We start from the raw sequence: 26,489 nt of genomic DNA, 5'->3' as shown, positions 1-26,489 counted from the left end.
TGCCTCTCAAGTTCTTGGCTTGATTTTATGTGACTATTATAGCCAATATCTTTCTTGAACTTAATATACATACCGCAACTGTTGGTTGTATCTCACTACAATTAATTGTTTATCTGCATGAGAGCAGCCCGTCAAGGTTGAATCTTCGGTTGTTTCATACAAGATGCCAGGTGGGGAGAGACGGTGATTCACAGTCGTGAGAAATCAACGCCTTTATATCATCCGAGGGATACATGGCCAGGAGTACAAAATAAGGGATTTCCTCTAACCTAAAAAGGACCGGACATTTTTTGCCCGGTTTTTCTTTCACTTATGGCGAATAGAACGATGGTTCAGCTGGCAGGTTTTTCTTCATGCCAGGGGCCGTGATCGACGCATGGCGAAAATATTGAGTGTAATGAAGACCACGGAAAAAGCAACCAGTACCAGCCCGTCGAGCCACCAGCCATCGAATCCGGTTCCGCGGATCATGATGTTTCTGAGTGCCCGAGTGGAATAGGTGACCGGCATCAACGCACCGATCGCCTGAACCCAGCCTGGAAGGGTATCAATCGGAAACAGGCCGGACAAAAATACCTGCGGGACAATCACAAGTGGAATAAACTGGAACATCTGCAGCTCGTTCTTTGCTGCAGTTGAAAGCAAAATACTGAGCGAAAGGGCACTGAACGACAGGATAAATACAATAATCAGGACATCTGTCAGGCTCCCGATGTTATAGATTTTCAATACATAGACCAGAAAAGCGGTCAGAATGAAAGACTGAATGATGACGAACAGGCCGAATCCAATCATATAACCCCAGATAATCTGGTAGTTTTTGATGGGTGAAGCCATCAGACGGTCCAGAGTACCGGTTGTTCGTTCGCGCAGAAAGGAGACGCCGCCGATCATGAAGATGAACAAAAAGACAAAGATACCGACCATGGCCGGGCCGAAAGAATCGAAGGTGTTCAGATCCTCACTGCCATGCAGGTAAGTGATATCGAGACTGGCTTTTTCCGGGGCATCCGCTTTGGCCGGCTGATCCGGCTGCGGGGCTTCCTGCTGGATACGTGCCAGTACGGAAGGTGCCCGTTGCTGCAGGGCTATCGTCATCTGCCTGATTACCTGCTGTTGTGCCTGAATGCCCTGTTGCTGGCTCTGAATGATCTGAGTCAGCTGGTCCTGCATGGATTGCACAGTGATTTTCTGCACCTCCTGCATCGACTTCCGAATTTGGCTCATGGCAAGCCCGTTGCGGGATGGATCACTTCCCTCGAGATGGACGGCCACCGGATGTTTCAGGTCGACATAGGCATCAATCTTTTTATCAGCCAGTGCCTGGCGGGCTTCGAGCGGGCTCATCCTCTCGTAATCTGCTTCCTTGAAGGCGGGAAGCAGATCGGATGAATGATAGTTAATGATCGCAAGATTCGGTTCGGATGTTTTTGCTCCGAAGATGAACCAGACAAGCGTCAGAATCAGGAGCGGAGCCAGAATCAGCAGGGCGAGTGTCCTTTTGTCACGCATGATCTGCCGGATGATTCTTCTGGACATAGCGATCAGGTTATTCATTTTTTTGCCCCCTCCTCTGCCAGAAAGACGTCCTCAACAGTTTTTACGCCGTATCGGGCGGTCAGTTCTTTCGGCGCTCCTTCAGCGATCAGATGCCCACCGCTCAGCAGGCCGACCCGATCGCACTGGGAGACCTCATCCATCACATGCGTGGTGACAATCATCGTGGCCCCTTTACTGCGAAGGTAATGGAAAAGGGTCCAGATGTCGCGCCGGATCATCGGATCGAGCCCGACGGTCGGTTCATCAAGCAGATAGAGCCGCGGCTGATGAACGAGTGCGGCAGCCAGTGACAGACGCCGTTTCATCCCGCCGGAAAAGTCCCCGACGGTCTTCTTCAGGTCCTGACTCAGCCCGACCTGTTTTGCGACTTCAAGAATTCTTCGCTTCTTCTCTTTACCGTGCATGCCCTGAATGGAAGCAAAAAAATCCAGATTCTGCCAGGCATTCAGTTCATTATACAGTGCGTCTGACTGTGCCATATAGCCGAGTGAACGGAACGCGCCAAGTGTCGGACGCTGTTCGAACAGTTCCACTGCGCCTTTATCTGCTTTTTCAAGGCCAAGCAGAATACGCACCAGTGTCGTTTTTCCTGCGCCCGACGGACCAATCAGTCCATATATCTCACCCTCCTGGAGAGTCAACGACACATCATCGAGGACGACCTGTTTTTTATAATGTTTGAACAGATGTTCACCTTTGACCGGGTAGGTCATACCATCACATCCTTTAAGTAATCCTGGTTACTGAACACGATGTTCAATAACTATGATAAAATGTTTGTAAGGAACGTTCAATGACCTATTTTGGATAAAATGATCATTAGTAGACACTTCTGCAAAATAAGTCCTGTAAAGGGGTGATGATTCTGTCAATTGAATCAAAGGACAGGCGGGCCATAAAGACAAGAGCCGCGATCCGTTCACATTTTCTTGATCTTCTGCTGCAGAAAAATTTTAATCAGATCACGGTCAAAGATATTACCGCGGCGGCAAACATCGGACGCGGGACATTTTATCTGCACTATCAGGATAAGTATGATCTGCTGGATAAAGTAATCGAAGAAGGACTCACGGAAACACTCAGCAACTTTCAGCCAGTGCACTATTTTTCCAATGGGAAAATTGTGCCGGAAAGGATCATTCGTTTTGCCCGGAGTATCTTCGATTATTTCCAAAAAAATGAGCGCTTTTTCCGTGCGATGATGTTCAATGAAGGAATTCCGAACTTTCGCAACCGGATGCAGCAGCGATTTATAAAAAAATTTCAGGCTGAAGTACAGGGAATGATATTGAAAAACAAAGAGACGGATCAGACGACACTCGAAATTCTTCCTGTATTTATTTCATCAGGTATGATCGGCCTGATCGGCTGGTGGTTTCAGCATCATATGTGTATTTCCGCAGAAGATATGGCCGGCCGAATTTTTATGGTGATGACCCGGGGTCCCCTGCAGAGTATGGGCTTTCAGATCGAACATGAACAGTGAATCGTCTGCTTATGCCTCACGTCAGTGCGATTTTAAAGGTTCCGAGGACATCTTTTCCCCACCTGAGGCAGAAGGCGTCCCCGCTTTTCACTTTCCCGACACCGGCGGGAGTCCCGGTAAACAGAATGTCTCCTTCGCTAAGACCATACTGCGTGCCGCAGAAATCAATCAGGGTCTGCGGGTCAAAAATCATCTGACCGATATTCCCGCGCTGGACGTTCAATCCATTGATCTCCAGGGAAAAATCAGTCTGTGCACTTTCAGCTAACCCGGGAAAGTCTGTAAAAGGTGTCAGTACGGCTGAATGAAGGAAGCCCTTGGCGGCGAGCCAGGGATAACCCTTCTTTTTCAATGCCGTCTGCACGTCACGCAGTGTAAAGTCGACACCGAGCGCCATGCCGTCGATCAGGTCGTCGGCGTGCATGCCGGATGAGTAAGCCTTGCCGATTCGGATGACCCATTCGGCTTCGTAGTGTACACTGCCCTGATCTCCGGGTAAGGTGATGGTTTGTCCGACCGCCGTGACGGCAGCGTGTGTCGGCTTAGAAAAAAACATGGGGGATCCGGGAACGGTATTATTCAGTTCCTTGGCATGAAGGACATAGTTTCGGCCGACACAATAGATATTGCGAATGTGATTCATCAACAGCCTTCTTTCTGCATGGTGAGAAAAATTTGCCGACTGGCAGGCTGCAGGCGCCCCAGTGGCTTAGTATTTCTCCCCACCCTGCGTTTAGTTTCGAGTTCTCCCTGATCAATCTGTTGAAAAATTACGCTTTTGAACTCGTGAGAAAATCTTCTAACTCAATGACGTTTACTTCACCAGAATTATCAAGGATAGAGTAAATGAATTCGGGGATATCCAAATCATCCATACCATAATCCTTACCGGTATTTACCGAGGAACAGGCTTCCTCAATCACCGTCACGCGATAGCCGTGTTCAAAAGCGGCTGCCGAATTAAAGAAAATGCAATATTCGCTGTTAAAGCCTGTGAGGACAACCTCGTCAACCTGTGCAGCCTGCAACTTGTCGTTTAATTCTGTTCGGTAAAAAGCACTGGGTATCTTTTTTTCGATACATTCAAAAACACAGGGGGCCAGTTGCGCGTCAATGTCAGCACCGGGAGTGCCTGCCTGAATGGGGCTTCCTTCCGTCTCATCAATATGGCGAATAAAAAACACGGGCTCATGGTTGGACTGGAAGTGACGGATCAATTTTTTGATACAATCCATCATTGCCTGAGCATCACTTTTTTCAGTAAAGCCTTTCTGAACATCAATAACAAGCAGGGCACGCATCTATAATCACCGGCTTTTCTATGAATTAACGCTATCTTTAAGTGATACTTGACGTTACTCGTGATTAAAGCAGTCAGCCGCAACTCAAAAACTGCCTCGTTGTGTCGGTCCGGCAGTATAAACTGGCAAAGCCCGCCTGCGGTGCCGGCTGCATCAAATCGGACAGGTGACACGTGCCTGTTTAACCGCCGGTTTTACTCAGCAGCTGTTCCTTTTTCAAACTTCTGAATTTAATGAAATAAAGCTTTAACTAAAAGAAAAGAGCCTGGCCTGTGCCAGACTCCGTAAGTCCGACTGGCAACTTGCGGACCATAAGCGCACTGGTTGTTATCGTGTCAGACGTAATACTCTGGTCGTCATCATGCAGTAAGGCATCTCGCAAGTTTGCCGTCAAACCTCATCAATCGTTTTTTCACAAGCCACGTTTACTCAGTGATCTTTTATAGGCACTGTGGTCGGTTGGTCCGGTATAATCGTTCAGCCGGAAGGATTCACGAATGCCGGCTGTCACAAAATCCTTGGCCAGTTTTACAGCATCAAGGACAGATTTTCCCTGTGCCAGCCCGGCAGTGATCGCCGCTGCATATGTACAGCCTGCGCCGTGAATATTCGGCGTGTCCACTTTTTCAGCGGAAATGATATGAAAATCTTTTCCGTCGTAGAGGACATCAATCGCCTGGTCTGTATCGTGCAAACGGGCACCGCCCTTAACCAGTGCATTTTTTGCACCGAGATCAACCAGTTTTGCTGCCGCTTCTTTCATTTGATCAACCGAACTGATCCACTTCGTTCCCGCCAGTTTTGCCGCCTCATAAAGATTCGGCGTGGTAATCAATGCTTTAGGAAGCAGCAGGTCACGGATGGCCGACGTATTTTCCGGCTGCAGTTCTGGCTGAAGGGCCTCTTCTGCGCCCTTGCAGACCATTACCGGATCAATAACCACGTTTTTCAGCTGATTTTTTTCGATCGTATCAGAAGCTATTCGGATCACTTCCGGAGACCCAAGCATGCCTGTCTTCATCGCATCCACGCCAATACCGGAGACAATCGTATCGAGCTGCTTTTTCAGCAAATCTGTATCAAGCATGGTGACCGAATGGGCCCAGTGATGGAAGGGATCCATCGTTACCACGCAGGTCAGCGCCGTCATGCCGTATACGCCGAGCTCCTGAAAAGTCTTCAGGTCTGCCTGCATACCCGCACCGCCGCTTGAGTCCGAACCGGCGATGGTCAGTGCTTTATAATGTGCCACCATTTTTTTCTACCTCCTGAAACCTCTTCTTTTTATTATTATAGTAGAAAAAAATTGAAAAACCAATTTGCCGGATCTCTTTACCCGGCCGAATGAATGGGCGGATCGGCTGAATTGATCACTGGATCGGCTGAAAAAAGGAGTCAATCGGCCGAATTGATCACCGGTTCGGCTGAAAAAAGGGGTCAATCGGCTGAATTCTTCCCCGTTCCGGCTGAATCCTTCAGCGCATTGGCCGATTAAATGGCGCGTGTAAAAAAAAACCACCCCGCTGTTTTTCATCGGGGTGGCATGTTGACCTGTCAGTTGTCGGATGTTACCGAATGTGTATCGCTGTGCAGCATTTTTTCAGACCTGCCGGAGTAAAATGGCCACCAGTTACCGCGCCCGAACAGTTTAACCATAACAGGAACAAAGAGGGGCAGCACGATAAAGGCGTACAGCAGCAGTCCGATGACGACGATCGATGCAATCTCGATCAGTGAAAGCATGCCGGATGGCAGCATGGCCGCGAATGTTCCGCCTAAAATAATGACTGCGGAGAAAATGACACCACCCATATGCCACAGGGTGAGCAGCATACGCTCTCTGATGGAGCGCTGCGCGTACTCGTTGAACCGCGTCATCAGGAAGATCGAATAATCGATGCCGAGTGCCATCAGGACAATGAAAGTAAAGAACGGGGCGACCCAGCTAAGACCGGAGTAATCGAAGATCTTCGTGAAGATCAGTTCACCGAATCCGAGTGATGCAAAATAAGTCAGGAGCAGCGAAGCCATCAAATACAGCGGCATCGTGAGTGATCGGAGGACGACCACGAGTGCCATAAAGACACCAATCAAAACAAAGATCACGACACGCGTATAGTCCTCTTCCGACATCTGCTGTGTATCCGCATTGCCACTTGCTACACCGCCGATGCCAATTTTGGCATTTTCCAGTTTCGTGCCCTTAAGGCTGGATGAAATCTCATCTTTGAGTTCATTAAAATAGCCAAAACTCTGATTAGCGTAAGGATCAAGGGTTGAAATCACCTGTATCGAGGCGACTTTTCCATCCTCACTGATGTACGTATCCAGCGATTTGTTGAAATCAGAGTTGTCAAAAATGCTCTGAGGGACATAGATCCCTGACTGGCTGTAGGAGAGCTTCGACCAGTCGGTGACGACCTGATTTGCCGAGTTAATGCCATTACGGATTTTGCCGGCCCCTTCTGAACCCTGAGATAAGCCATCAGACAGAGTACCCATCTGCCCCCGCACCTGGCCAAAGCCGGCTTTGATCTGATCCTGGCCGGAAGCAATCTGATCCAGTGCACCGGTGACCTGAGGTATCCCGGCAATCACCTGATCCTGCCCGTCGCCGGCCCGGTTCAGCCCGGACTCCAGCTGACTGAGTCCGGTATCAAGCTGCGAGAGACCCTTATGAAACTGATCCAGTCCGCCGCTGACTTTCTCTGACTCTGCATTCAGCCGGTTCATCGCATCGGCCAGCTGGCGAATACCATGATTCAGTTCGTTGATTTGTGTTTCAGCGTTTTTTGTCTGTTGAAGGATCTGACTCTGAGCCTCTTTTTCAATATCCTGCAGTGTAGCAGGAAGCTGGTTTAACTTTTCAAGTTGTTGCAGATCCGATAAAATTTTTAGAAAAGCCGGATCCTGCTTCCAGTCGGTATGGGTTGCCATATATCCGGGAATATCCTGGTCATTGAGCGTCTTCATCGTCGTCTGAATGGACCCCATAAGCTTTTCCAGTTGACTTGTATCAATCGCCGGATGTGTTTGGCCGGCAGAAGAGAACTGATTCAGCTGATCTGATATCTTCTCCAGATTGGCAGCGATCTCCTGGTAGCCCTGCTGAATTTGCGCTTCACCGGATTGCAGCTCCTTCAGCTGCCCTCTGGCTGCAGCGACATGGTTTCTGATTTCAGCCGTACCGGCAGAACCGGAGTGGATGCCATCTGTAATCTGCTTCAGCGCATCCTGCATTCTGCCAACGCCGTCTGCGGTTTGCTGCGTGCCCGACTGCAGCCTGTCCACGTCAGAAATGGCTGAATCCAGTTTCGGCTGAGAGGCGTCGATCTGCCGGGAAGCGTCGTTCAGGTCATGGCCAATGGTTCCCAGCCCGCTGGAAGCCCGGTTCAGTCCATTCTTCATCTTGTCTGCCTGATTGTTCACATAGATGTCATTCAGCCTGTCGCCTAACGGCCGGGAGACACTCAGAACACTGTCGACATGCGGCACCGTACTCAGATCCGCCGATATTTTTTCCATCAGGGCCACGTAGTCGGTGGTGCGCATATTATCATCGTTTTTCAGATAGATCGTTGTCGGCGAAATATTGCCCGGGCCGAAATCTTTTGAAACGACGTTAAAGCCCTGCTTGGACATATATTTGTCGGGAATATCCTCCGGCGAGTTAAACGACAGCTGACCGCCGTAAGCGATAATCGGCGGAATGGTGAAAATGCCGATAATTAAAAGGGCGATGATCGGGCGCGTAAAAGCAAGATGACCGGCTGACGCCCAGATCCGGCTCTTCGATTGCCTGATCCTGCTGTTCATCGGCCAGAAAAGTTTGCTTCCAAGGGAAATCATGAATACCGGAAGAAGGGTAAAGATGGCAAGCAGCAGGAAAATGATGCCCACCCCGACAGCAACCGCACTTTTGTATACCGAGAACTGGACAAAGGACAGAGCCATGAAAGCGATAAAAACGGGAGTTCCACTCTGGAGTACGGTTTTACCGGCCGTCCTGAACGTGTTCATTGTCGCCTGCCGTTTATCGTACCCGGTTGCTGCCAGCTCTTCCTTAAACCGGCTCATCAGTAAAATACAATAGTCTGTCCCGATGCCAAACATCACGACGACCATAAAAATCTGTGTAAAATTAGAAACAGGAAAATTGAAATACCTGACCATAAAGGAAACAACAGCCTGAGCCGCGACATAACTTGCCCCGACGGTAACCAGCGGAACAAATGGCGCAATCGCTGAGCGAAAGACCAGGACAAGAACGACGAGGATAAAGATGACCGTGATGCCCTCTGTTTTATGCAGACCATCCTGGGCGGCCTGACTCATATCATCGACAATCAGAGGACTGCCCGTAAGATAAGTCTCTATTCCGTCAGTCTGAATTTCCCGGTCAATCGGTTTGCGCAAATCGCCTGTGGTCTGGCCTTTTACCTGATCAATCCGCAGCATAGCAATCAGGGTATGCTTATTTTCCGACAGCAGCCGCTTTTCCAGATCCCCGTTTTCAAAACTGTCGGTGATCCCTGTAATGTGAAGCCTGTCCTGCTGATCCCTGACCCGGTTCATCGTGTTTTCAATAGCCGACATGTTTTTTTCTGTCAGCGGCTGATCACGGTGGAATACGGCAATATAGGTATCCCCGCTGTCTGCCCCTTCCAGTTCTTTCTGCAGATCTGCAGCGACGCTGGATGAGTATTCGTCCGGCAAATCGTAGTTTGCTTTATCACGGACAAGTTGCCCCATGTCCGGAGCAGTCAGGACGAGGGCGACAAGTGCTGCCACCCAAACTGTGATCAGAATCCATCTCAATTTAAATATTGTTTTCATGATCCAGCCCCCGATTGTATAATGATTTCGTTGATTTTTCGATAGATCCGAATAAATGTTGCCGCATCCTTTTCACCGACCATTTTGATCCAATGACTGACCAGAGCCCGGATTTTCTCCTGTGCTTTTTCATAGATCTCCTTGCCGGCATTCGTCTGATACAGGCCGAAACTTCGATTATCAATTTTCTTTTTCTCAATCAGTTTCCGGTTGATCAGACGGTTGATCCGGATGCTGACTCCGCTCTTGTTAATATGCAGCCGTTCGGCGATACTGATCGAATTCATACCGGGCCGGGTGCAGAGCATCCTGAGAATGCAGAGCTGTTCAAATGTAATTCCGTATTTTCGAATGACGTCATCGACAGCTTCTCTGACGCGGCTCTCCGTATAAACTGACAGTTCCTCATATTCGTTAATGAGTGTATCTATGGAATGTAGTTCCATCTGCTCACCGCCATTTATGAAAATAAATATCAATAGTTAACAGTATGAACAATAAACAGAATAACAGCAGGCAGTTAATAGTGTCAACTGTTAATATTTGATAGGGAATGGCGGACCTGGGGTATGCTAAAGACAGGCTTTACCAAGGGAAAACATTCGCACACCCGGCCGGGAAGGTGTACATTAAGCATACAGAGGTGATGGATATGATTGAAAAAGCGACGTTCGCAGGCGGCTGTTTCTGGTGTATGGTGCATCCTTTTGATCAGGAACCGGGGATCTTGAAGGTCGTTTCAGGTTATACAGGCGGATCAACGGTCAATCCGACTTATGAAGAGGTCTGTTCAGGAACAACCGGGCACCGGGAAGCAGTTGAGATCACTTTTGATTCCGATATTTATCCGTACCGGAAACTTCTGGCACTTTACTGGCAGCAGATTGATCCGACAGATCCGGGCGGACAGTTCCACGACCGCGGCTCCTCCTATCGAACGGCCATTTTCTATCATTCTGAAGCGCAGCGGAAAGCAGCTGAAAGCTCAAAAAAAGAACTTGCGGAGAGCGGACGTTTCAGCAAACCGATTGTCACGGAAATCATCCCCGCCGGCCCTTTCTATCCGGCTGAGGAGAAGCATCAGGATTATTATCGGAAAAGTCCTTTTCATTACCGGATGTACCGTCAGGGATCGGGACGCGAGGATTTTATCCGGAACCACTGGAGTCTGAAGAAAGATGAACAGAAACTTCGTGAAAAGCTGAATGAGGTCCAATACCACGTGACGCAGGAGAAAGGCACAGAGCCGCCGTTTCAAAACGCGTACTGGAATAATAAACGGGAAGGCATTTATGTGGATATCGTGTCGGGGGAACCCCTGTTCTCCAGCACCGATCAGTATGATGCGGGCTGCGGCTGGCCGAGTTTTACCCGGCCAATCAGTGACAGCCGGCTGACGTCGGAAACAGATACGCGTCTCGGGATGGTACGGACAGAGGTACGGAGCCGGGATGGCAACTCTCATCTCGGGCATGTCTTTGATGACGGTCCGGCCCCTGGCGGCCAGCGCTACTGCATCAATTCTGCCGCGTTGCGCTTTATCCCGAAAGAACGTCTCGATGAGGCAGGATACGGGGAATATAAGGGACTGTTTCATTGAACATCAGGCAGATGCCCGGGCAACTGCCTGCTGTTTGCATGTCTTATGTTCAGGAGCCCATTGAATTTTCTCCACCCAGGGCTGACCGGATGATGGAATTCTGTGGTAAAATATTCATATCAGAAACCGATAGATCAGGCAGATCATACATTTGCCTTAATCAACCTATACCACACAGATACTGTGTCAGTCTGGAGGGAGTCACAGATGAAAAAACTGGTCGTTCCTGCTGCTCTTGCAGGCGGTCTTTTCCTGTCACTTACGGCTCAGGAAGCCTTTGCTGCAAGTGGCCAGGACATTGTCAGAAAAGCGGAACAATTTCAGGGGAAACCCTATAAGTATGCTGCTCCGGCCTATTCAACGGATGCCTTTGATTGTTCATCATTTACTCAGTTCATTTTCAGGGAAGTTATGGGGATGAAGCTGCCGCGAAATTCGGCGCTGCAGGCAGGAACGGGGGCGGCAGTCGATCGATCCGCTCTTCAGCCGGGTGACCTCCTCTTCTTTGATACGCTGGGTGATGGAAGGATTCACCATGTTGGTATTTACATCGGCGGCGGACAGATGATCAGCTCCGAAGAAACGGTCGGCGTACATATAACAAATGTATTCAGCGGGGGCGGGTCGCAGAATTACTGGGAAGAGAAATTTGTGACAGCGCGCCGTGTCGCGGCGCCGTCAACGCCTGTTTCTACTCCCGAACAGAATCAGAAGCCGGGAAACAGCACATCATCGGACTACACGGTTAAGAGTGGGGACAGCCTTTGGGCAATTGCCCGGAGCCACGGAACATCGGTCGGTGCGATCAAGTCAGCAAACGGTCTGGGAACGGATCTGATTTTCCCTGGACAAAAGCTGAAGCTGACCGCTTCATCCGGCGCCACCGCACCGTCTTCACAGGCCGGACCGGCGTCATCACAGCCGGCGAAAGCTTCTTCAGCGTCTGAAGCAACCTATACGGTAAAGAGCGGAGACAGTCTGTGGGCAATTGCCATCGCAAAAGGGACGACGGTCAGTGCGATCAAGTCAGTGAACGGCCTGCGAACAGATCTGATTTTCCCCGGACAGAAACTGAAGCTGTCCGGCAGTGCGGCACCGGCTGCTCAGACGGACCAGGCCCGTCCAACTACGGGTACTTCAGACAGCCGATATACAGTTGTCAGCGGGGACAGTCTGTGGGAAATTGCGACTGCGCATGGCATTACGGTAAATCGTCTGATGCGTGCGAATAACCTTTCAGCGACCGTTATTTACCCCGGGCAGCATCTGATCATCCCGGGATAACAGAACTGTTCAATTGAATAGAACCCAGGAGCGGAAAAACCGCTCTTTTTTTATCCCGCATGAACGGGCAGTACCTCTCAGGTCATGAGGGTAAACGAACAGGCCCGGGTGGGGGATAAACGCCTGCAAAAATCCCGATGGATGCAACGAACAATCCGCGGGGGATGCAAAAAACTTCCACTGGTTGAAGCTTCGCTTTATTGAACGGTCTCCCCGCGGGAGGCAGGTACAGGGAAATAGTCACCAGGCCTGTTCCGAAAAACGACATGACAGTTGTGCAATGCTGTTTTTTATTTTATTATTTAGCTAAATAGTTAAATATATAAATAGAAAAGTCAGGAAACATGTGAGGCATGAGATGTGAAAAATGAAACATTCAAGGCACTTTCAGATCCAACACGTCGAAAAATTCTCAATCTGCTGAAGGAAAAAGAACTGACAGCGGGCGAAATCTCCAGTCACTTTGACATGTCAAAGCCCAGTATCTCTCAGCATTTGAAACTGTTGAAGAATGCCGGCCTGGTCAACGCTGTCAAAAAGGGACAGTTTGTCGTCTATTCACTGAACACGACGGTATTTCAGGAATTTATCGGCTGGGCAATACACTTTCTGAAAAAGGAGCCATAATAATGAGAAAACATGTGCTGCCACTGGCAGTCATTACAGCTACTTTGGTTATCTGGCTGATTTTTTATCCGAAGCTTGGAAATCAGATACCGATTCACTGGAATGCGGCGGGTCAGGTTGACCGATACACTTCAAAATTCAGTGGGATGGTCAGTCTGACGGTCCCAATGGTTTTACTGTACCTGCTCTTTGTTATCCTGCCGAAAGTGGATCCGCATCGACACAATTATAAGTACTTTACACGAAGCTATGACTGGATTCAGACGTCCATTATGCTGTTTTTTGCTGCTATCAATGTCATGGCGGTGATCAGCGGTATGGGCTACGATGTACCGGTTTCCCATCTGATGCAGTTTCTCCTGGGTGCCATTTTTATTATTCTGGGTAACTTTACGCAATCGGTGAAGCCCAATTTTTTCCTGGGTATCCGGACGCCCTGGACACTGAGTAATGAAACAGTCTGGAAAAAGACACATCGCGTTGGAGCAAAAGTGATGATTATTGCCGGGGTTCTGCTGATTATTGCTGGATTTCTGCCAGATCCATGGCCGATCATTCTGACGATCGCGTTATTGATTATCCTGGCGGTTCTTCCACTGGTGTATTCTTACTGGATTTATCGGAAACTGATGAAATCCGCCAAATGATGTCCACGTGCACGATTTCAAAAGATGTTCAGTACAAACCGCATTTTATTTCGCGTGAACGGGTAGTACCCCTCAGGTCATGAAGGTAAACGAACAGGCCCGGGTGGGGGATAAACGCCTGCAAAAAACCCGATAGATCAACGAACAATCATTTGGGGATGCCACCCAGACTGAAAAATGAGGGCACCCCGTTGCAACGCCTGCACGGGCACGCCTGTGCGCCCGAAAAATCCCCAACGGATTGCAGCTCCACTTCACTGAAAATGGCTGCGGGTGAAACAGGCGGCCTCTCAGGTCAGCATGCCCTCCCCCGGTCTAAAATCTGCTGATCCAAGGAGGGTATACGGTAAGAGAAGCGCATGGTAAGGCGCGTAAACAAATTGTCATAACTTTTTGTAAAAAGGGCATAATTATCAGATGTTGTATTGATAAAATAGTCTTAGGTAAAGATGACCAGTCCCTTTCATGAGACGTGTGGTCTTCTTTTCCTAAGTGTCAACCAGTAAATGAAAGCGCTTTAATTCATCTGCATTTCTCAACAATTTGATTTGGCCGATGTGTATTCTTTCTGTGGAGTCATGCCGGGCAAAGGATTTCAAAAGGAGGAATTTAAGATGCGCTATCTAAAAATGATACTCACGGGATTACTACTGGCAGGCCTGGTGATCGGGATTAGTCCTCGGGCTTTCGCAGCAGAGCCGCAGTCGTCCGCCACACAGGCGACAGTCACCTTCCAACCGGAGGATAACGGGGGTTCGGGAGAAAATACCGGAGCGTTAAGGCTGGACAAGGTGCCGGATATCTTTAACTTCGGGACACAGACCCTCTCCTCACAGCCGCAGGATTATACGCTAAACACGGAAAGCCATCCGACTTTAACCGTAACGGATAACCGGGGAACGGGCACCGGCTGGGAAGTCACGGTGCAGGCCCCTAAATTGCAGACTCCGTCCGGAAAAACATTGGACGGGGGGAATATCGTCATTGATCAGTCGCAGAATCTCAACGGGAATGGAAGCGTATCGCAGCCACCGATCGTTTCCCCGTCCGTTACAGCAGATACCGTGGATGCGAGCGGCAATCCGGTTCCTGTCGTTATCGCAGGCGCCGGGGCAGATCAGCATCAGGGAATGGGAACCTGGGCGATCAACTGGGAATACAATCAGGTTCATCTGAAAATCAACCCTGGTGAAGCGTTCAGCGGGGAACCCTATACGACGACGATCACCTGGACGTTGAACAATACTCCGGTTGAGTAACACCGAGGGTATGTTTTGTCACAAACGGGAACGAGGTGTTCGTCAGATGAAAATGATTAAATGGCTGTCTGTTCTTGCCTGTTTTGCCATCGGTCTGGTTACAGGAAATATGGCCCATGCGGCGCCAACACATTTTTCAGTGACTGCCATCATTCCGAACAATCAAATAGATAAACGTCAGACTTATTTTGACTTAAGAATGGTACCGAAGCAGACTCAGACGATTCAGGTGAGAATCGACAATATATCCGACCAGAAAATTACGGTCATTCCATCGATCATCAATGCAACAACCACGCTTTACGGCGATATCAATTATACGGACAAGCATGCAAAAATGGATGAAAGCATGAAATTCCCGCTGACGTCAATCGTGAAGCAGGTGAGGCCTGTCACTCTAAACGGCCGGGAGTCCAGACTGCTTCCTCTTAAGCTGGTTATGCCGGAAGAAAAGCAAAATGGCGTGATACTGGGAAGCATTCATTTTATTGAAAAGAACAATTCGACGGTAGAGACGCAAAAGCACCCGGCCGTTTTGGTTCAAAACCAATATGCTTATGTCATCGGGCTGAAACTGACTGAGGGAACGGCAGTTCAGCCTGACCTTCATTTCAATTCAATCAAAAAGCAAACGCTGAACAATCAAAAAATTGTGTCGGTGAACATTCAAAACAGCAGACCTGTCATTGTTCATGACCTGTCTGTGAAGACTCGGCTCATGAAGGCAGGGTCTGAAAAAATCCTGCAGTCCAGTATCAGGAAGAATATGCGCATGGCACCGAATTCAAATTTCGATCTGCCGATTATCCGGAATCTTGCCAGTCTCCACCCCGGAAAATATGTCGTACACCTGTCCGCTGAAGCGAACGGGCAAAGCTGGAAGGCTGACAGGACGTTTGTCATTAAGGGAGATGAAGCGGCGCCCCCGCATCGCCTGTCACCCGGTGCCCCCTTCTATAAATGGCTGGGAGGCGCAGTTTTCATCGTATGTATTGCAGTCATTTTTTACCTGCTTGGCAAACGGCAGAGAAAGAGTAAAAGAGAGAAAAAAGGACGGACGAATAAATGAGAAGATTTCTTTTGCTTTTTCTGCTGACCGTGTTCTCTTTTTTTACGCTGAATATACACAGCAGTTATGCGGCCGCCTCCCCTGTGGCCATGAATCCCCTTTCCCTGACGCACCAGCCAAATGACTTTTCGGGAGGGACGGTCATGCTGCGCTGGGATGGAACAGCCAACGTGGCCATCCTCCTTGATTTATCCAATATAAGTTATACGGTCCATTTTACTATTCCTGAAGAATTACGCTACCTGATGCATGATGCGGACAGGTTCAGAAATCATCTATCTGCGTCCTATCAGTATCCCATTATTAATCTGCTTGGACTCATAACCGGTTACGGAACGCAAACGGTAGACAGCGATGAGATACAGATCGACGAAAGTACGGGAGATGTTTCCTTTTCCGTGAGCTATGCACATGTCAGTCTGTTGAATTTAATCGGTACAGTGAATATTTCGCATTCACTGACCATTCATCTCGATCAAATGGGCGTATCAAAATTGCCGCCGAATCCGGCAAAAGAATTGATGTTTACAGGCAGGATCCTTGATCAGACCTCCTCCGCTTCACTGCCGACATGGTATCGCCAAATGGGGATCCATTTAATCGATTCGATCGCAGACGCTAATCATGTCCTGGTTCTTCCGGTCGGAAACCATGGGGAACCCTTCGAGCCTTTAAGGCAAGTCAGGGTCATTGATGAAGAGACGGGCGATGTCGTTCCGGATGCGACGGTGACCGTAACGGAAGACACGGTGAACAGTGATGATCACTTGTGGCTGGCCGGCGATTACCGGGTCACCTGGCAGGCAACGGACAGCTACGGTATCACTGCCACCCGGACCGTTACCGTACGCATCGTTCCCGGCGGATTGTCGTTTGTAAACGTCCCCGCTCAGCTAACCTTCGCAACGACTGTGATTTCATCCGAACCGCAGTGGATTACAAGAGAAAGCCCATCCGACTGGGTCATTGAGCTAGAGGATTTACGCGGCGAGGCGGCAGGTCAGTGGTCCATTTGGGTAAGTGCCACCCCGCTCATGAATGCATCGGGTCAATCCCTGAAGCCCGGGACATTATCTGTTTATGGGCTGGCCGGTGATTCATCTCAAATAACGGCTCGGTCAGGGGATGGTGAAAGCCATAAAGTCGCTGGCGGGACGACCCGTCCGGTCGATCATGGGCATAAAAAGGTGACCTGGGATCATGACAGCGGGCCGCTGCTGCATGTGTCCCCGGGAGACGCCTATACGGGAACCTATCATTCTGTTTTGACCTGGACGTTGATTGATGCCCCCTGATGATCAGGGGAGCTTTTTTTATACGGACAGGGTTCAGAAAGGGGAAAGGGAACAGAGGCCTGTTCAGGAAACAGTTCTGTCCGGATGAATGAAAACGCTTTATATTTTGAGATGGTTCTTATATAATAAATGTGTGATTAATATGTGAACATTAATACTGCTGACCCTATATGGCTTGTCAATGTTAAATATATCACTGCAATAAATATTCAATTAAACTATCATAAAAAGTTTATGCTATAATGTGAATGTTTATCGACAAAATATATAGGTCGTAGTAAATGGTTTTGCATTGTGGAAGGGGGAAGGTAGAGACAATGAAGAGGACCTTCAAATTAAAGATAATGGCTGCACTTGCACCTCTTTTGATTCTCCTTGGCGGATGTTCGGAAAAAATCGCTGTACTGAATCCTCAGGGACCCGTTGCACGTCAGCAGTATCACCTGATTGTCTGGTCGCTGATTTTGATGGGTCTGGTACTGGCTGTGGTTCTTATTATCTTTATTTATGTACTGGTTCGGTTCGGCCGAAAATCAGGCAAGGGATATGATCCCAACGACACAGGAAACCGGAAACTGGAAATCATCTGGCTGATTGTGCCCGTTGTGATCTGTACCCTTCTGGCGGTTCCGACAATTAAAACACTCTGGGACCTGGACAAAGCGCCGAAAGCAACAGCCGCTGCGCCGCAGACAGTAGAGAACAAAGCGCTGACTATCGACGTGATGTCTGTTCAGTGGAAATGGCTGTTCCGTTATCCGAATCAGAAAATCGAGACAGTGAACTATGTGGTCATTCCCGCCGGAACACCTGTGAAATTCAGACTGCACGCTTATGACGCGATGAATGCATTCTGGGTGCCGGAGCTTGGCGGTCAGCAGTATACCATGACGGATATGCCGATGAAACTCTGGCTGCAGGCCGACAAGCCGGGCAATTATGAAGGCCGAAGCTCAAATTACTCCGGACGGGGATTTTCACACATGTCCTTTACCGTCAGTGCGCGGTCGGCTTCCGAGTTTGATAAATGGGTCAGCGATACAAAGGAATACAAACCGGCGCTCACTGAGGAGAAGTTCAGACAGCTGCTTGAGCCGAATACGGTCAAGCCGCAGGAATTCTCTTCATACCCGGCAATTGCCGAAAAAAATTACAATAAAGCACAGATGGAAGCGCTGGATGCCGGCAAATCACCGGCTGATCATGCGATGCCCGGAATGGACATGAATGACGGCGAAGGAGGTGGGCATTCCCATGATTGAATCAATTAAAGAATTTCTCGGATGGTTCTTCGTCACCGGCGATCCAATGATCTACGGGGCAGACGTCTCCATTGCTCTGGCTTCAATCGCTATCGTGGTTGTACTGACATATTTTAAAAAGTGGAAATGGCTGTGGAACGAATGGCTGACCACAGTCGATCATAAGAAAATCGGCATCATGTATATTATTGCCTCGCTGCTGATGCTGTTCCGCGGCGGTGTGGACGCTTTGATGATGCGGACGCAGCTTGCACTTCCGGGCATGAATTTTCTTAGCGCGGATCACTATAATCAGGTCTTTACCACACACGGGACGATCATGATTATTTTTGTTGCCATGCCGTTTATTTTCGGATTGATGAACATCGCCGTGCCGCTTCAGATCGGTGCCCGTGATGTGGCGTATCCTTTTCTGAACGCCCTGAGCTTCTGGCTCTTCTTCTTTGGGGCCATGTTGTTCAACCTGTCCTTTGTTATTGGGGGCTCTCCGGATGCCGGATGGTCAAGTTATGCACCTTATGCCGGGTCGGAGCTGAACCCGGGGGTCGGACAGAACTATTATCTGATCGGGGTGCAGATCTCCGGTATCGGGTCACTTGCGACCGGGATTAACTTCCTGGTCACGATCCTGAAAATGAGGGCACCGGGCATGACTCTGTTTAAAATGCCCATGTTCACCTGGTCGATCCTGATTACATCGGTCATCATTATGTTTGCCTTCCCGGCATTTACCGTTGCCCTCGCGCTGATGACGATCGACCGGCTTTTCGGGGCACACTTCTTTACTATTGCCAGCGGCGGCTCGCCCATGCTCTGGGCGAATCTGTTCTGGTTCTGGGGGCACCCTGAAGTTTACATCGTGCTCCTGCCGGTGTTCGGCATATTCTCAGAAGTCATAGCGACGTTTGCACACAAGACATTGTTCGGCTATGCGGTCATGGTCTGGTCAATGGTTGCCATTTCAATCCTGAGCTTCCTGACCTGGCTGCACCACTTTTTCACGATGGGGAATACGGCACCGGTCAACGCCTTCTTCTCAATATCAACGATGCTGATTGCCATACCAACTGGTGTGAAAATATTCAACTGGCTGTTTACCCTGAACAAAGGGCGAATACAATTTACAACACCCATGCTCTGGGCACTGGCCTTTATCCCGAATTTCACGATCGGCGGAGTGACCGGTGTCATGCTGGCGATGGCTCCTGCCGACTATCAATATCACAACAGCTACTTCCTTGTGGCTCACTTCCACAGTACACTGATTGCCGGTACAGTCTTCGGTATTTTCTGCGCGCTGCATTACTGGTGGCCGAAGATATTCGGTTATCTTCTGGATGAAAAAAAGGGTAAATGGTCCTTCTGGGTCTTTATGATTTCCTTTAATATCTGTTTCATGCCGATGTACTTCCTCGGCCTGATGGGCATGACACGGCGGATGTACACCTATCCCTGGGGACTCGGATGGGCGCCGATTAACTTCATTATCACAATTGGCGCATTTGGAATGGGCCTTGGCTTCATCCTGATGGCCTGGAATATTGTATCTAGCGCTATTAAGGGAAAAAGGGATACAACAGGCGATCCATGGGACGGTCGCACGCTCGAGTGGTCCACTTCTTCGCCTGCTCCGGAATATAACTTTGTTCATATTCCAACGGTGTCCACGCGTGACCCGTTTGAAGCCATGAAGGAAGATAAAAGAGCAGGCAGGGCGCCGAAACAGCGGCCGATCAGGCCGATTCACATGCCGAACAATACCGGCATACCGTTCATCATGTCGGCGTTTATGTTTGTCGCCGGCTTCGGGCTCGTCTTTGAATGGTACTGGATGGCGATTCCGGGAACGATCGCTGTCATCATCTGCATGATCGTACGTTCGTTTGTCTATAACGACCATCATATTATCCCGGTCGATGAGATTGAACGTACCGAACGTGCTGCGGGGAGGTTATCCTGATGAGTGAATCACCTCTGAGTTTAGACGCAAAAGACAGAAAAAAAATGCCCCTGGAATACACGACGGAAGAAGGAGATCTTCGAATCGTCGGCTTCTGGATGTTTCTTGCGGCCGAACTGGTTCTGTTTGGGACGCTGTTCGGTTCCTATATCGTGCTTCAGAGCCATACGGCCGGCGGACCGACGGCGAAGGATCTGTTCGAAATCGGACCGGTTATGGCCGAGACCATCGTTCTTCTGGTCAGCAGTTTTACCTGCAGCCTGAGTACAATGGAACTGCGGCGGCATAATAACAAAGGCCTGATCTTCTGGCTGACCGTAACGGTCCTGCTTGGTCTCGTATTCATCGGCCTTGAAGCAAACGAATTTTATGTTTACGCCGTACACGAAGGGGCGACCCTCTCCACAAGTGCTTTCCTTTCGGGATTCTTTGTCCTGCTTGGCACGCACGGATGCCACGTGGCACTGGGTATTGTCTGGGTCACGGGCATTCTGATCCAGCTGGCTCAGCGCGGTATCACAGCGGTGACCGCACGTAAGGCATTCATGGTCGGTCTGTACTGGCACTTTCTTGATGTGGTCTGGATCTTCATCTTCACGGCAGTATATTTAACGGGGCTGGTGATATAACATGCAGGAAAATGAAAATCATGCTGCAGTAAACAAACATGCGGGTTTTCCCTGGAAACAGGTAATCGGTCTGATTCTTTCCCTGGCGCTGACGTTTCTCGCACTGTGGGTGGCTGTCGGGCTGTCCCTGCCGGTTTACATGACGCTCACAATTATCGTTGCCCTTGCTATTCTCCAGGCCTTTATCCAGTTGTTCATGTTCATGCATGTTACAGAAGGCACGGAGCCTGTGCATCAGCTGATCGGGCTTCTTTTCGGACTCTTTGTTGCCTTCGCTGTGGTTGCAGGAACAATCTGGATTCTGGCCTATGCCCTGTAAAATTTGATCATAAGCATACTGAAAAAGAGTTGCCTTCGGGACAGCTCTTTTTTTATATCTGAAAACAGGCCTTCCGGGCGTCTTACATGTGCGTATTCCATTATATGCAGACAGGTTATGACAGAATCTGATCTTTTTTGATTGATTATGAAGTCTTCCAACTCTATAATGAAAAAAGATATATATGAGGTTTACTGTATCTCTACTTGCAGATAATAATAGAAAATGTATCCGTTCTCTAACGGTAAGAAAAAAAGAAAGGTTGATCCACAGATGATTTATACAGTAACGCTCAATCCGGCAATCGATTACTTTGTTCAGGTTGATCATTTTAAAGCCGGTGAACTGAATCATGTCATATCGGACCGGAAGATGGCCGGAGGAAAGGGCATCAATGTGTCACGTGTCCTGAAGCATTTAGGCGAGGCATCGGAATGTCTGGGCTTTATCGGCGGCTTTACCGGCGAATTTATCATAGAAAAACTGGCCGATGAAGGAATCGATGCCGATTTTGTCCCTGTTGACGGGGATACGCGGATCAATGTCAAACTGAAAAGCGACACAGAAACAGAAATCAACGGTGTGGCTCCGGAGATCACAGATGCGCAGCTTGCGGCCCTGTTCTCAAAACTGGAAAAGCTGACCGATCAGGATATTCTGGTTCTTTCAGGCAGTCGCCCTGCAACGCTTCCGGTCACCATCTATAAAGAAATGATGGAAAAGGTAAGAAGAAGCGGGGTCAAAGTTGTTGCTGATACAAGCGGTGAAGCGTTCCGGAAGGCTGTCGAAGCCCGGCCTTTTCTCGTTAAACCGAATCACCATGAGTTGGGTGAATATTACGGCGTGACAGTTGAAACATTCGAAGATGTGAAGAAATATGGAAGAAAACTGGTTGAAGAGGGCATTGATCACGTGATTGTGTCTATGGGGGGCAAAGGGGCCATCTATATAGACAAAGATCAGTATCTGTATGCCCCGCCAGCTAAAGGCGTTTTGAAAAATTCCGTTGGAGCAGGAGACTCTCTTGTAGCCGGTTTCCTTTCGGAATATGTGGTCAGCGGAGACTTTAAAAAAGCCTTTCGCAAGGGCGCGGCAACTGGAAGTGCAACGGCTTTTTCAGTCGATCTGGCAACAAAAGAAAAAGTCGATGAAGTGCTGCCCCAGATTACGATCAGTAAAATCTGATCGCCGGCTTTGCCGGGACGGGAGAATAAAAGAAAGAAAAGAGAGGAAGGAAAAACAAGTATGAAGGTAACAGATCTGTTGACGGCAGCAACTGTCAATCTGGATTTGAAAAGTACGACGAAGAAAGATGTACTGGACGAACTTGCGGAAACATTGAATAAAGCGGGGAAGCTGAATGATCCGGCGGCTTACCGTGCAGCGATTGACAAGCGCGAAGAACAAAGTACAACAGGCGTCGGAGACGGGGTAGCTATTCCGCACTCAAAGACACCTGCTGTAAAAGAAGCGGCAATAGCCTTTGGACGATCGAAGGAAGGAATTGACTTCCAGTCGCTGGACGGAAAACCGGCGCATCTCTTTTTTATGATTGCTGCCGGAGAGGGAGCAAACGCGACCCATCTGGAAGCTCTGTCGACTCTGTCCACGTTCCTCATCCGTCCGGAGTTCAGAGAGAAACTGATGAAGGCGCAGACTGCCGATGAGATCGTCGGACTGTTCGACGACCAGGAAGCAAAGAGCAAGAACGTGGCCGCTGAAGAAGCACCGGCGCAAAAAGAAGAGGGTTATCAGATTCTTGCCGTGACAGGGTGCCCGACCGGTATTGCCCATACATACATGGCAGCCGATGCGCTGAAGCAGAAAGCAAGGGAGATGGGCGTCTCCATTAAGGTGCAGACAAATGGTTCGACAGGAATCAAGAATAAACTGCAGCCGGATGAAATTGCCAAAGCAAAGGGGATCATTGTTGCGGCCAGTATCAAGATTGATATTGAACCGTTTAAAGGGAAGCCCCTTGTTCAGGCACCGGTGACAGACGGTATCCGGAAACCGGAAGAGTTGATTCAGGACGTTCTTGAAGGCAAAGCACCGGTTTATCAGGGCGACGGGAGCCACTCTGAAAAAGTGGCTTCAGAGGAGCCGAAGCAGTCAAGTATTTACAGGAATCTGATGAACGGGATTACGTATATGCTGCCGTTCGTCGTCGGCGGCGGGATTCTGATCGCCATTTCTTATATGATCGCTACGTTTACGGGTATCCGTCTTCAGCCGATTGCCCACGCCACAGACGTACACAATTTTGCTGATTTACTCAGTTATATTGGAAATGGCAACGCCCTGTTCCTGATGATCCCGATCCTGGCCGGATTCATTGCGATGAGCATCGCCGACCGTCCCGGCCTTGCTCCAGGCATGGTTGGCGGCTTGATGGCCTTTACCAGCAATGCCGGCTTTCTCGGCGGCCTGATTGCCGGTTTTCTTGCCGGATATGTTGTTCAGCTGATTAAGTGGCTGTTCAGAAAATGGCCGCAGTCACTTGACGGTCTGAAGCCGGTGCTGATTTTTCCGCTGCTTGGTATCTTTGTCACAGGCAGCCTGATGTTCCTGATTAATCAGCCGATCAGCCTGTTCGTTACAGCGATGACCCAGTGGCTCGGCGGGATGGGTACAGGTAACCTGGTTATTCTCGGCCTGCTTCTTGGTGGCATGATGGGTGTGGATCTGGGCGGACCTTTTAACAAGATCGCCTTCACATTCGGCATCGCCATGATCAGCGCTGGAAATTTCTATCCGCAGGCGGCCGTGATGGCCGGCGGGATGGTGCCTCCATTGGGCATGGCGCTTGCGACGACACTGTTTGCCCGTAAATTTACGAAGACGCAGCGTGATGCGGGAAAAGTCGCTTATGTCCTGGGTGCAGCTTTTATTTCTGAAGGAGCCATTCCGTTCGGGGCGGCAGATCCCCTGCGGGTCATCGTCTCTTCAACAATTGGTTCTGCACTGGCCGGTGGTCTGACCCTTCTGTTTGGTATCGGTCTGCGTCCGCCACATGGGGGTATTTTTGTCATTCCGCTCGTCAGCAGCGGCAACCCGTTCCTGTACCTGCTGGCTATTATCCTGGGTGCAGTTGTTACTGCCGTCATTTATGGATTCTGGAAAAAACCACTTTCTGAAAAAGAGGCAGCAGCCGGAGCCTGATGTTTCACCGGTTTTACCATAAATTGTGACGAATTCCGGAATAGTTCATGTACTCGCTTTCAAAGCGTTCGATCAGTTGCTATAATAATACTGTTGCGGTTACAGTTTGATGATTATAGCTGTTCGACATCCGGAAGAACTTCTGTTCCGGATTTTTCGAACAAAAAAGGGGATTTTAAAAAATGGCAGAACAGCTGTTAAAAGTAACAAGTGAATCCGGCGTTCATGCGCGCCCCGCAACGAAACTGATAAATAAAGCCAGTCAGTACAGCTCGGATTTAACGATAGAGAGTAATGGAAAGCATGCAAATCTGAAGTCGATTATGGGTGTCATGGCTATGGGTATTCAGCAGGGGGCGGTCGTCAAAGTCACAGCCAGAGGATCTGATGAAGAAGATGCATTGACCGGAATTGCTGAAGTTTTTATTTCTGAAGGGTTGGGTGAAAAACAATGACAGAGAAGATTAAAGGGATTGCCGCTTCAGCGGGAATCGCCATTGCCAAAACATTTATCCTGAGAAATCCGGATCTGTCCTTCGAAAGAAAGACAGTCGAAGATAAAGAAGCTGAAAAGAAAAAACTGAACGATGCACTGGATATATCAAAGAAAGAACTGAATGAAATCAAGGCTACGGCCGAACGGGAACTGGGGAAGGATAAAGCAGAAGTTTTTTCCGCACATCTGATGTTCCTGAGTGACCCTGAATTTGTTGGTCAGATTGAAAGTAAAATCGACAGCGACTCTCTGAGTGCCGAGTCGGCACTTCAGGATGTATCCACCTTCTTTATTCAGACTTTTGAAAGCATGAGCGATAATGCCTATATGAGGGAAAGAGCCGCTGATGTTCGGGATGTGTCGAAACGGCTGCTCGCTCATCTGCTTGGCGTATCCTTCACTTCTCCGGCGTCCATCACAGAAGAAACCGTCATTATTGCTGAGGATCTGACGCCTTCTGATACCGCACAGCTGAACCGGAAATACGTCAAGGGCTTTGCAACAAATGTCGGCGGCCGGACTTCGCATTCGGCGATCATGTCGCGTTCAATGGAAATTCCGGCCGTTGTCGGCACGAAAATCGTTCTTGAGAAGGCAAAAGATGGTGAGACGGCCATTGTCGACGGCCTGAACGGCGAAGTAATTCTCGATCCGACGGATGAAGAGATCAAAGCATACAGCCAGAAAGCTGCCGCCTATAAAGAACAGCAGGCGGAGTGGAAGAAGCTCGTTAATGAACCGACAAAAACGAAGGATGGCGCTCACGTCATTCTCGGGGCAAACATCGGAAACCCCGGGGACGTCACCGGGGTGGTCAATAATGGCGGTGAAGCGATTGGCCTCTATCGGACGGAATTCCTTTACATGGGACGCGATCAGCTTCCGACTGAAGATGAGCAGTTCGATGCTTACAAAGAAGTTGTTGAAAAAATGAAGGGCAAGCCGGTTGTCATCCGGACACTGGACATCGGCGGGGATAAGAAACTGAAGTATTTGCCGCTGCCGGAAGAAATGAATCCGTTTCTTGGCTTTCGTGCCATTCGTCTCTGTCTTGAACGGCAGGATATCTTCCGTACACAGCTGCGTGCCCTGCTTCGCGCCAGTGCATTTGGCAAGCTGCGGATCATGTTCCCGATGATTGCAACAATCAATGAATTCCGTGAGGCAAAGAAGATTCTGCTTGAAGAGAAGGACAAGCTCGTTGCTGCAGGAACGAAAGTGTCTGACGACCTTCAGGTTGGCATGATGATGGAAATCCCTGCTGCCGCCGTGCTGGCCGATCAGTTTGCTAAAGAAGCTGATTTCTTCAGCATTGGGACCAACGACTTGATTCAGTACACCATGGCAGCTGACCGAATGAACGAACACGTCTCCTATCTCTATCAGCCGTGTAACCCGTCGATTCTTCGCCTGGTCAGCCATGTGATTGATGCGGCACATAAAGAGGGACACTGGGCCGGCATGTGTGGTGAAATGGCAGGAGACGCCACAGCCATTCCGCTCCTCCTTGCACTTGGCCTTGATGAATTCAGCATGAGTGCAACGTCGATACTGCCGGCCAGAAGTCAGCTTCTGACGCTGTCGCAGGAAGAGCTGGCGAAACATAAGGAAGCCTTCCTGAACCTGAGCACAGCAGACGAAGTGCTTGAATATGTCAAAACAAAAATGAAATAAAAAGTACCCATCGGGCTGCTTGT

23 protein-coding genes are annotated in these 26,489 nt (G+C 49.3%); 16 read left to right on the top strand and 7 right to left on the bottom strand.

What is annotated here, in order from left to right; genetic code table 11:
• Positions 1-351: 351 nt before the first annotated feature.
• Both EWH91_RS02815 and EWH91_RS02810 read right to left on the bottom strand, forming a co-directional pair.
• Complete coding sequence (locus EWH91_RS02815) at positions 352-1,557, bottom strand: ABC transporter permease (RefSeq protein WP_129928502.1); 1,206 nt, start codon at positions 1,555-1,557, stop codon at positions 352-354.
• Positions 1,554-2,273 (bottom strand): ABC transporter ATP-binding protein, encoded by a 720-nt coding sequence (locus tag EWH91_RS02810; protein ID WP_129928501.1) that lies wholly within the window; start codon positions 2,271-2,273, stop codon positions 1,554-1,556. The genes EWH91_RS02815 and EWH91_RS02810 overlap by 4 nt, the downstream gene beginning before the upstream one ends.
• Before the next feature lie 146 nt (positions 2,274-2,419).
• Between EWH91_RS02810 and EWH91_RS02805 the strand changes: the two genes are divergently transcribed.
• Positions 2,420-3,046, top strand: a complete 627-nt coding sequence (locus EWH91_RS02805; RefSeq protein WP_129928500.1) for a TetR/AcrR family transcriptional regulator — start codon at positions 2,420-2,422, stop codon at positions 3,044-3,046.
• Positions 3,047-3,062: 16 nt separating this feature from the next.
• Here the strand turns inward: EWH91_RS02805 and EWH91_RS02800 are convergent, their stop codons facing one another.
• From EWH91_RS02800 to EWH91_RS02780, 5 genes are all read right to left on the bottom strand, one after another.
• Positions 3,063-3,689 carry a fumarylacetoacetate hydrolase family protein gene (locus EWH91_RS02800; RefSeq protein ID WP_129928499.1) on the bottom strand — a complete coding sequence of 209 codons (627 nt, stop codon included), beginning with the start codon at positions 3,687-3,689 and terminating at the stop codon, positions 3,063-3,065.
• A 127-nt stretch (positions 3,690-3,816) separates the two neighbouring features.
• The gene (locus EWH91_RS02795; RefSeq protein ID WP_129928498.1) at positions 3,817-4,347 is read right to left on the bottom strand and encodes an isochorismatase family protein; all 531 of its coding nucleotides are present in this window, start codon (positions 4,345-4,347) and stop codon (positions 3,817-3,819) included.
• A 412-nt stretch (positions 4,348-4,759) separates the two neighbouring features.
• Positions 4,760-5,602: a pyridoxine/pyridoxal/pyridoxamine kinase gene (gene pdxK / locus EWH91_RS02790; RefSeq protein WP_483315815.1), complete on the bottom strand. Its 843-nt coding sequence runs from the start codon at positions 5,600-5,602 to the stop codon at positions 4,760-4,762.
• 299 nt (positions 5,603-5,901) lie between these two features.
• Positions 5,902-9,183: an MMPL family transporter gene (locus EWH91_RS02785; protein WP_129928497.1), complete on the bottom strand. Its 3,282-nt coding sequence runs from the start codon at positions 9,181-9,183 to the stop codon at positions 5,902-5,904.
• Entirely contained in the window at positions 9,180-9,629 is a 450-nt protein-coding gene (locus tag EWH91_RS02780) for a MarR family winged helix-turn-helix transcriptional regulator (protein ID WP_129928496.1), read from the bottom strand. Before EWH91_RS02780 ends, EWH91_RS02785 begins: the two co-directional genes overlap by 4 nt.
• A gap of 206 nt (positions 9,630-9,835) precedes the next feature.
• Between EWH91_RS02780 and msrA the strand changes: the two genes are divergently transcribed.
• From msrA to ptsP, 15 genes are all read left to right on the top strand, one after another.
• Complete coding sequence (gene msrA, locus EWH91_RS02775) at positions 9,836-10,783, top strand: peptide-methionine (S)-S-oxide reductase MsrA (RefSeq protein WP_129928495.1); 948 nt, start codon at positions 9,836-9,838, stop codon at positions 10,781-10,783.
• 207 nt (positions 10,784-10,990) lie between these two features.
• Positions 10,991-12,067 carry a LysM peptidoglycan-binding domain-containing protein gene (locus EWH91_RS02770; RefSeq protein ID WP_129928494.1) on the top strand — a complete coding sequence of 359 codons (1,077 nt, stop codon included), beginning with the start codon at positions 10,991-10,993 and terminating at the stop codon, positions 12,065-12,067.
• 360 nt (positions 12,068-12,427) lie between these two features.
• The gene (locus tag EWH91_RS02765) at positions 12,428-12,694 is read left to right on the top strand and encodes an autorepressor SdpR family transcription factor (RefSeq protein WP_129928493.1); all 267 of its coding nucleotides are present in this window, start codon (positions 12,428-12,430) and stop codon (positions 12,692-12,694) included.
• Between the two features lie 2 nt (positions 12,695-12,696).
• On the top strand, positions 12,697-13,341 hold the full coding sequence (locus EWH91_RS02760; RefSeq protein ID WP_240697236.1) for an SdpI family protein: 645 nt from the start codon (positions 12,697-12,699) through the stop codon (positions 13,339-13,341).
• Positions 13,342-13,955: 614 nt separating this feature from the next.
• Complete coding sequence (locus EWH91_RS02755) at positions 13,956-14,600, top strand: WxL domain-containing protein (protein WP_129928491.1); 645 nt, start codon at positions 13,956-13,958, stop codon at positions 14,598-14,600.
• Between the two features lie 46 nt (positions 14,601-14,646).
• Positions 14,647-15,669: a WxLIP family cell surface protein gene (locus tag EWH91_RS02750; RefSeq protein ID WP_129928490.1), complete on the top strand. Its 1,023-nt coding sequence runs from the start codon at positions 14,647-14,649 to the stop codon at positions 15,667-15,669.
• Entirely contained in the window at positions 15,666-16,964 is a 1,299-nt protein-coding gene (locus tag EWH91_RS02745; protein ID WP_129928489.1) for a WxL domain-containing protein, read from the top strand. The genes EWH91_RS02750 and EWH91_RS02745 overlap by 4 nt, the downstream gene beginning before the upstream one ends.
• 317 nt (positions 16,965-17,281) lie before the next feature.
• Complete coding sequence (qoxA, locus tag EWH91_RS02740) at positions 17,282-18,226, top strand: cytochrome aa3 quinol oxidase subunit II (RefSeq protein WP_129928488.1); 945 nt, start codon at positions 17,282-17,284, stop codon at positions 18,224-18,226.
• Positions 18,219-20,186, top strand: coding sequence for a cytochrome aa3 quinol oxidase subunit I (gene qoxB, locus EWH91_RS02735; RefSeq protein WP_165364219.1), 1,968 nt, complete (start codon positions 18,219-18,221; stop codon positions 20,184-20,186). The genes qoxA and qoxB overlap by 8 nt, the downstream gene beginning before the upstream one ends.
• Positions 20,186-20,815 carry a cytochrome aa3 quinol oxidase subunit III gene (gene qoxC, locus EWH91_RS02730; RefSeq protein ID WP_129928487.1) on the top strand — a complete coding sequence of 210 codons (630 nt, stop codon included), beginning with the start codon at positions 20,186-20,188 and terminating at the stop codon, positions 20,813-20,815. Before qoxB ends, qoxC begins: the two co-directional genes overlap by 1 nt.
• A 1-nt stretch (position 20,816) precedes the next feature.
• On the top strand, positions 20,817-21,134 hold the full coding sequence (qoxD, locus tag EWH91_RS02725) for a cytochrome aa3 quinol oxidase subunit IV (protein WP_129928486.1): 318 nt from the start codon (positions 20,817-20,819) through the stop codon (positions 21,132-21,134).
• Positions 21,135-21,407: 273 nt separating this feature from the next.
• On the top strand, positions 21,408-22,319 hold the full coding sequence (pfkB, locus tag EWH91_RS02720) for a 1-phosphofructokinase (protein WP_129928485.1): 912 nt from the start codon (positions 21,408-21,410) through the stop codon (positions 22,317-22,319).
• A 60-nt stretch (positions 22,320-22,379) separates the two neighbouring features.
• Positions 22,380-24,296 carry a PTS fructose transporter subunit IIABC gene (locus EWH91_RS02715; protein ID WP_129928484.1) on the top strand — a complete coding sequence of 639 codons (1,917 nt, stop codon included), beginning with the start codon at positions 22,380-22,382 and terminating at the stop codon, positions 24,294-24,296.
• 182 nt (positions 24,297-24,478) lie between these two features.
• Positions 24,479-24,751, top strand: coding sequence for a phosphocarrier protein HPr (locus EWH91_RS02710; RefSeq protein WP_129928483.1), 273 nt, complete (start codon positions 24,479-24,481; stop codon positions 24,749-24,751).
• Positions 24,748-26,466, top strand: a complete 1,719-nt coding sequence (ptsP, locus tag EWH91_RS02705) for a phosphoenolpyruvate--protein phosphotransferase (protein WP_129928482.1) — start codon at positions 24,748-24,750, stop codon at positions 26,464-26,466. The genes EWH91_RS02710 and ptsP overlap by 4 nt, the downstream gene beginning before the upstream one ends.
• Positions 26,467-26,489: the final 23 nt, after the last annotated feature.

Source organism: Sporolactobacillus sp. THM19-2, from assembly GCF_004153195.1.
In the GTDB taxonomy this organism is placed as follows: Bacteria; Bacillota; Bacilli; order Bacillales; family Sporolactobacillaceae; genus Sporolactobacillus.
The sequence above is the reverse complement of the archived record's forward strand: the minus strand, read 5'-3'. Positions and strand labels throughout refer to the sequence as shown.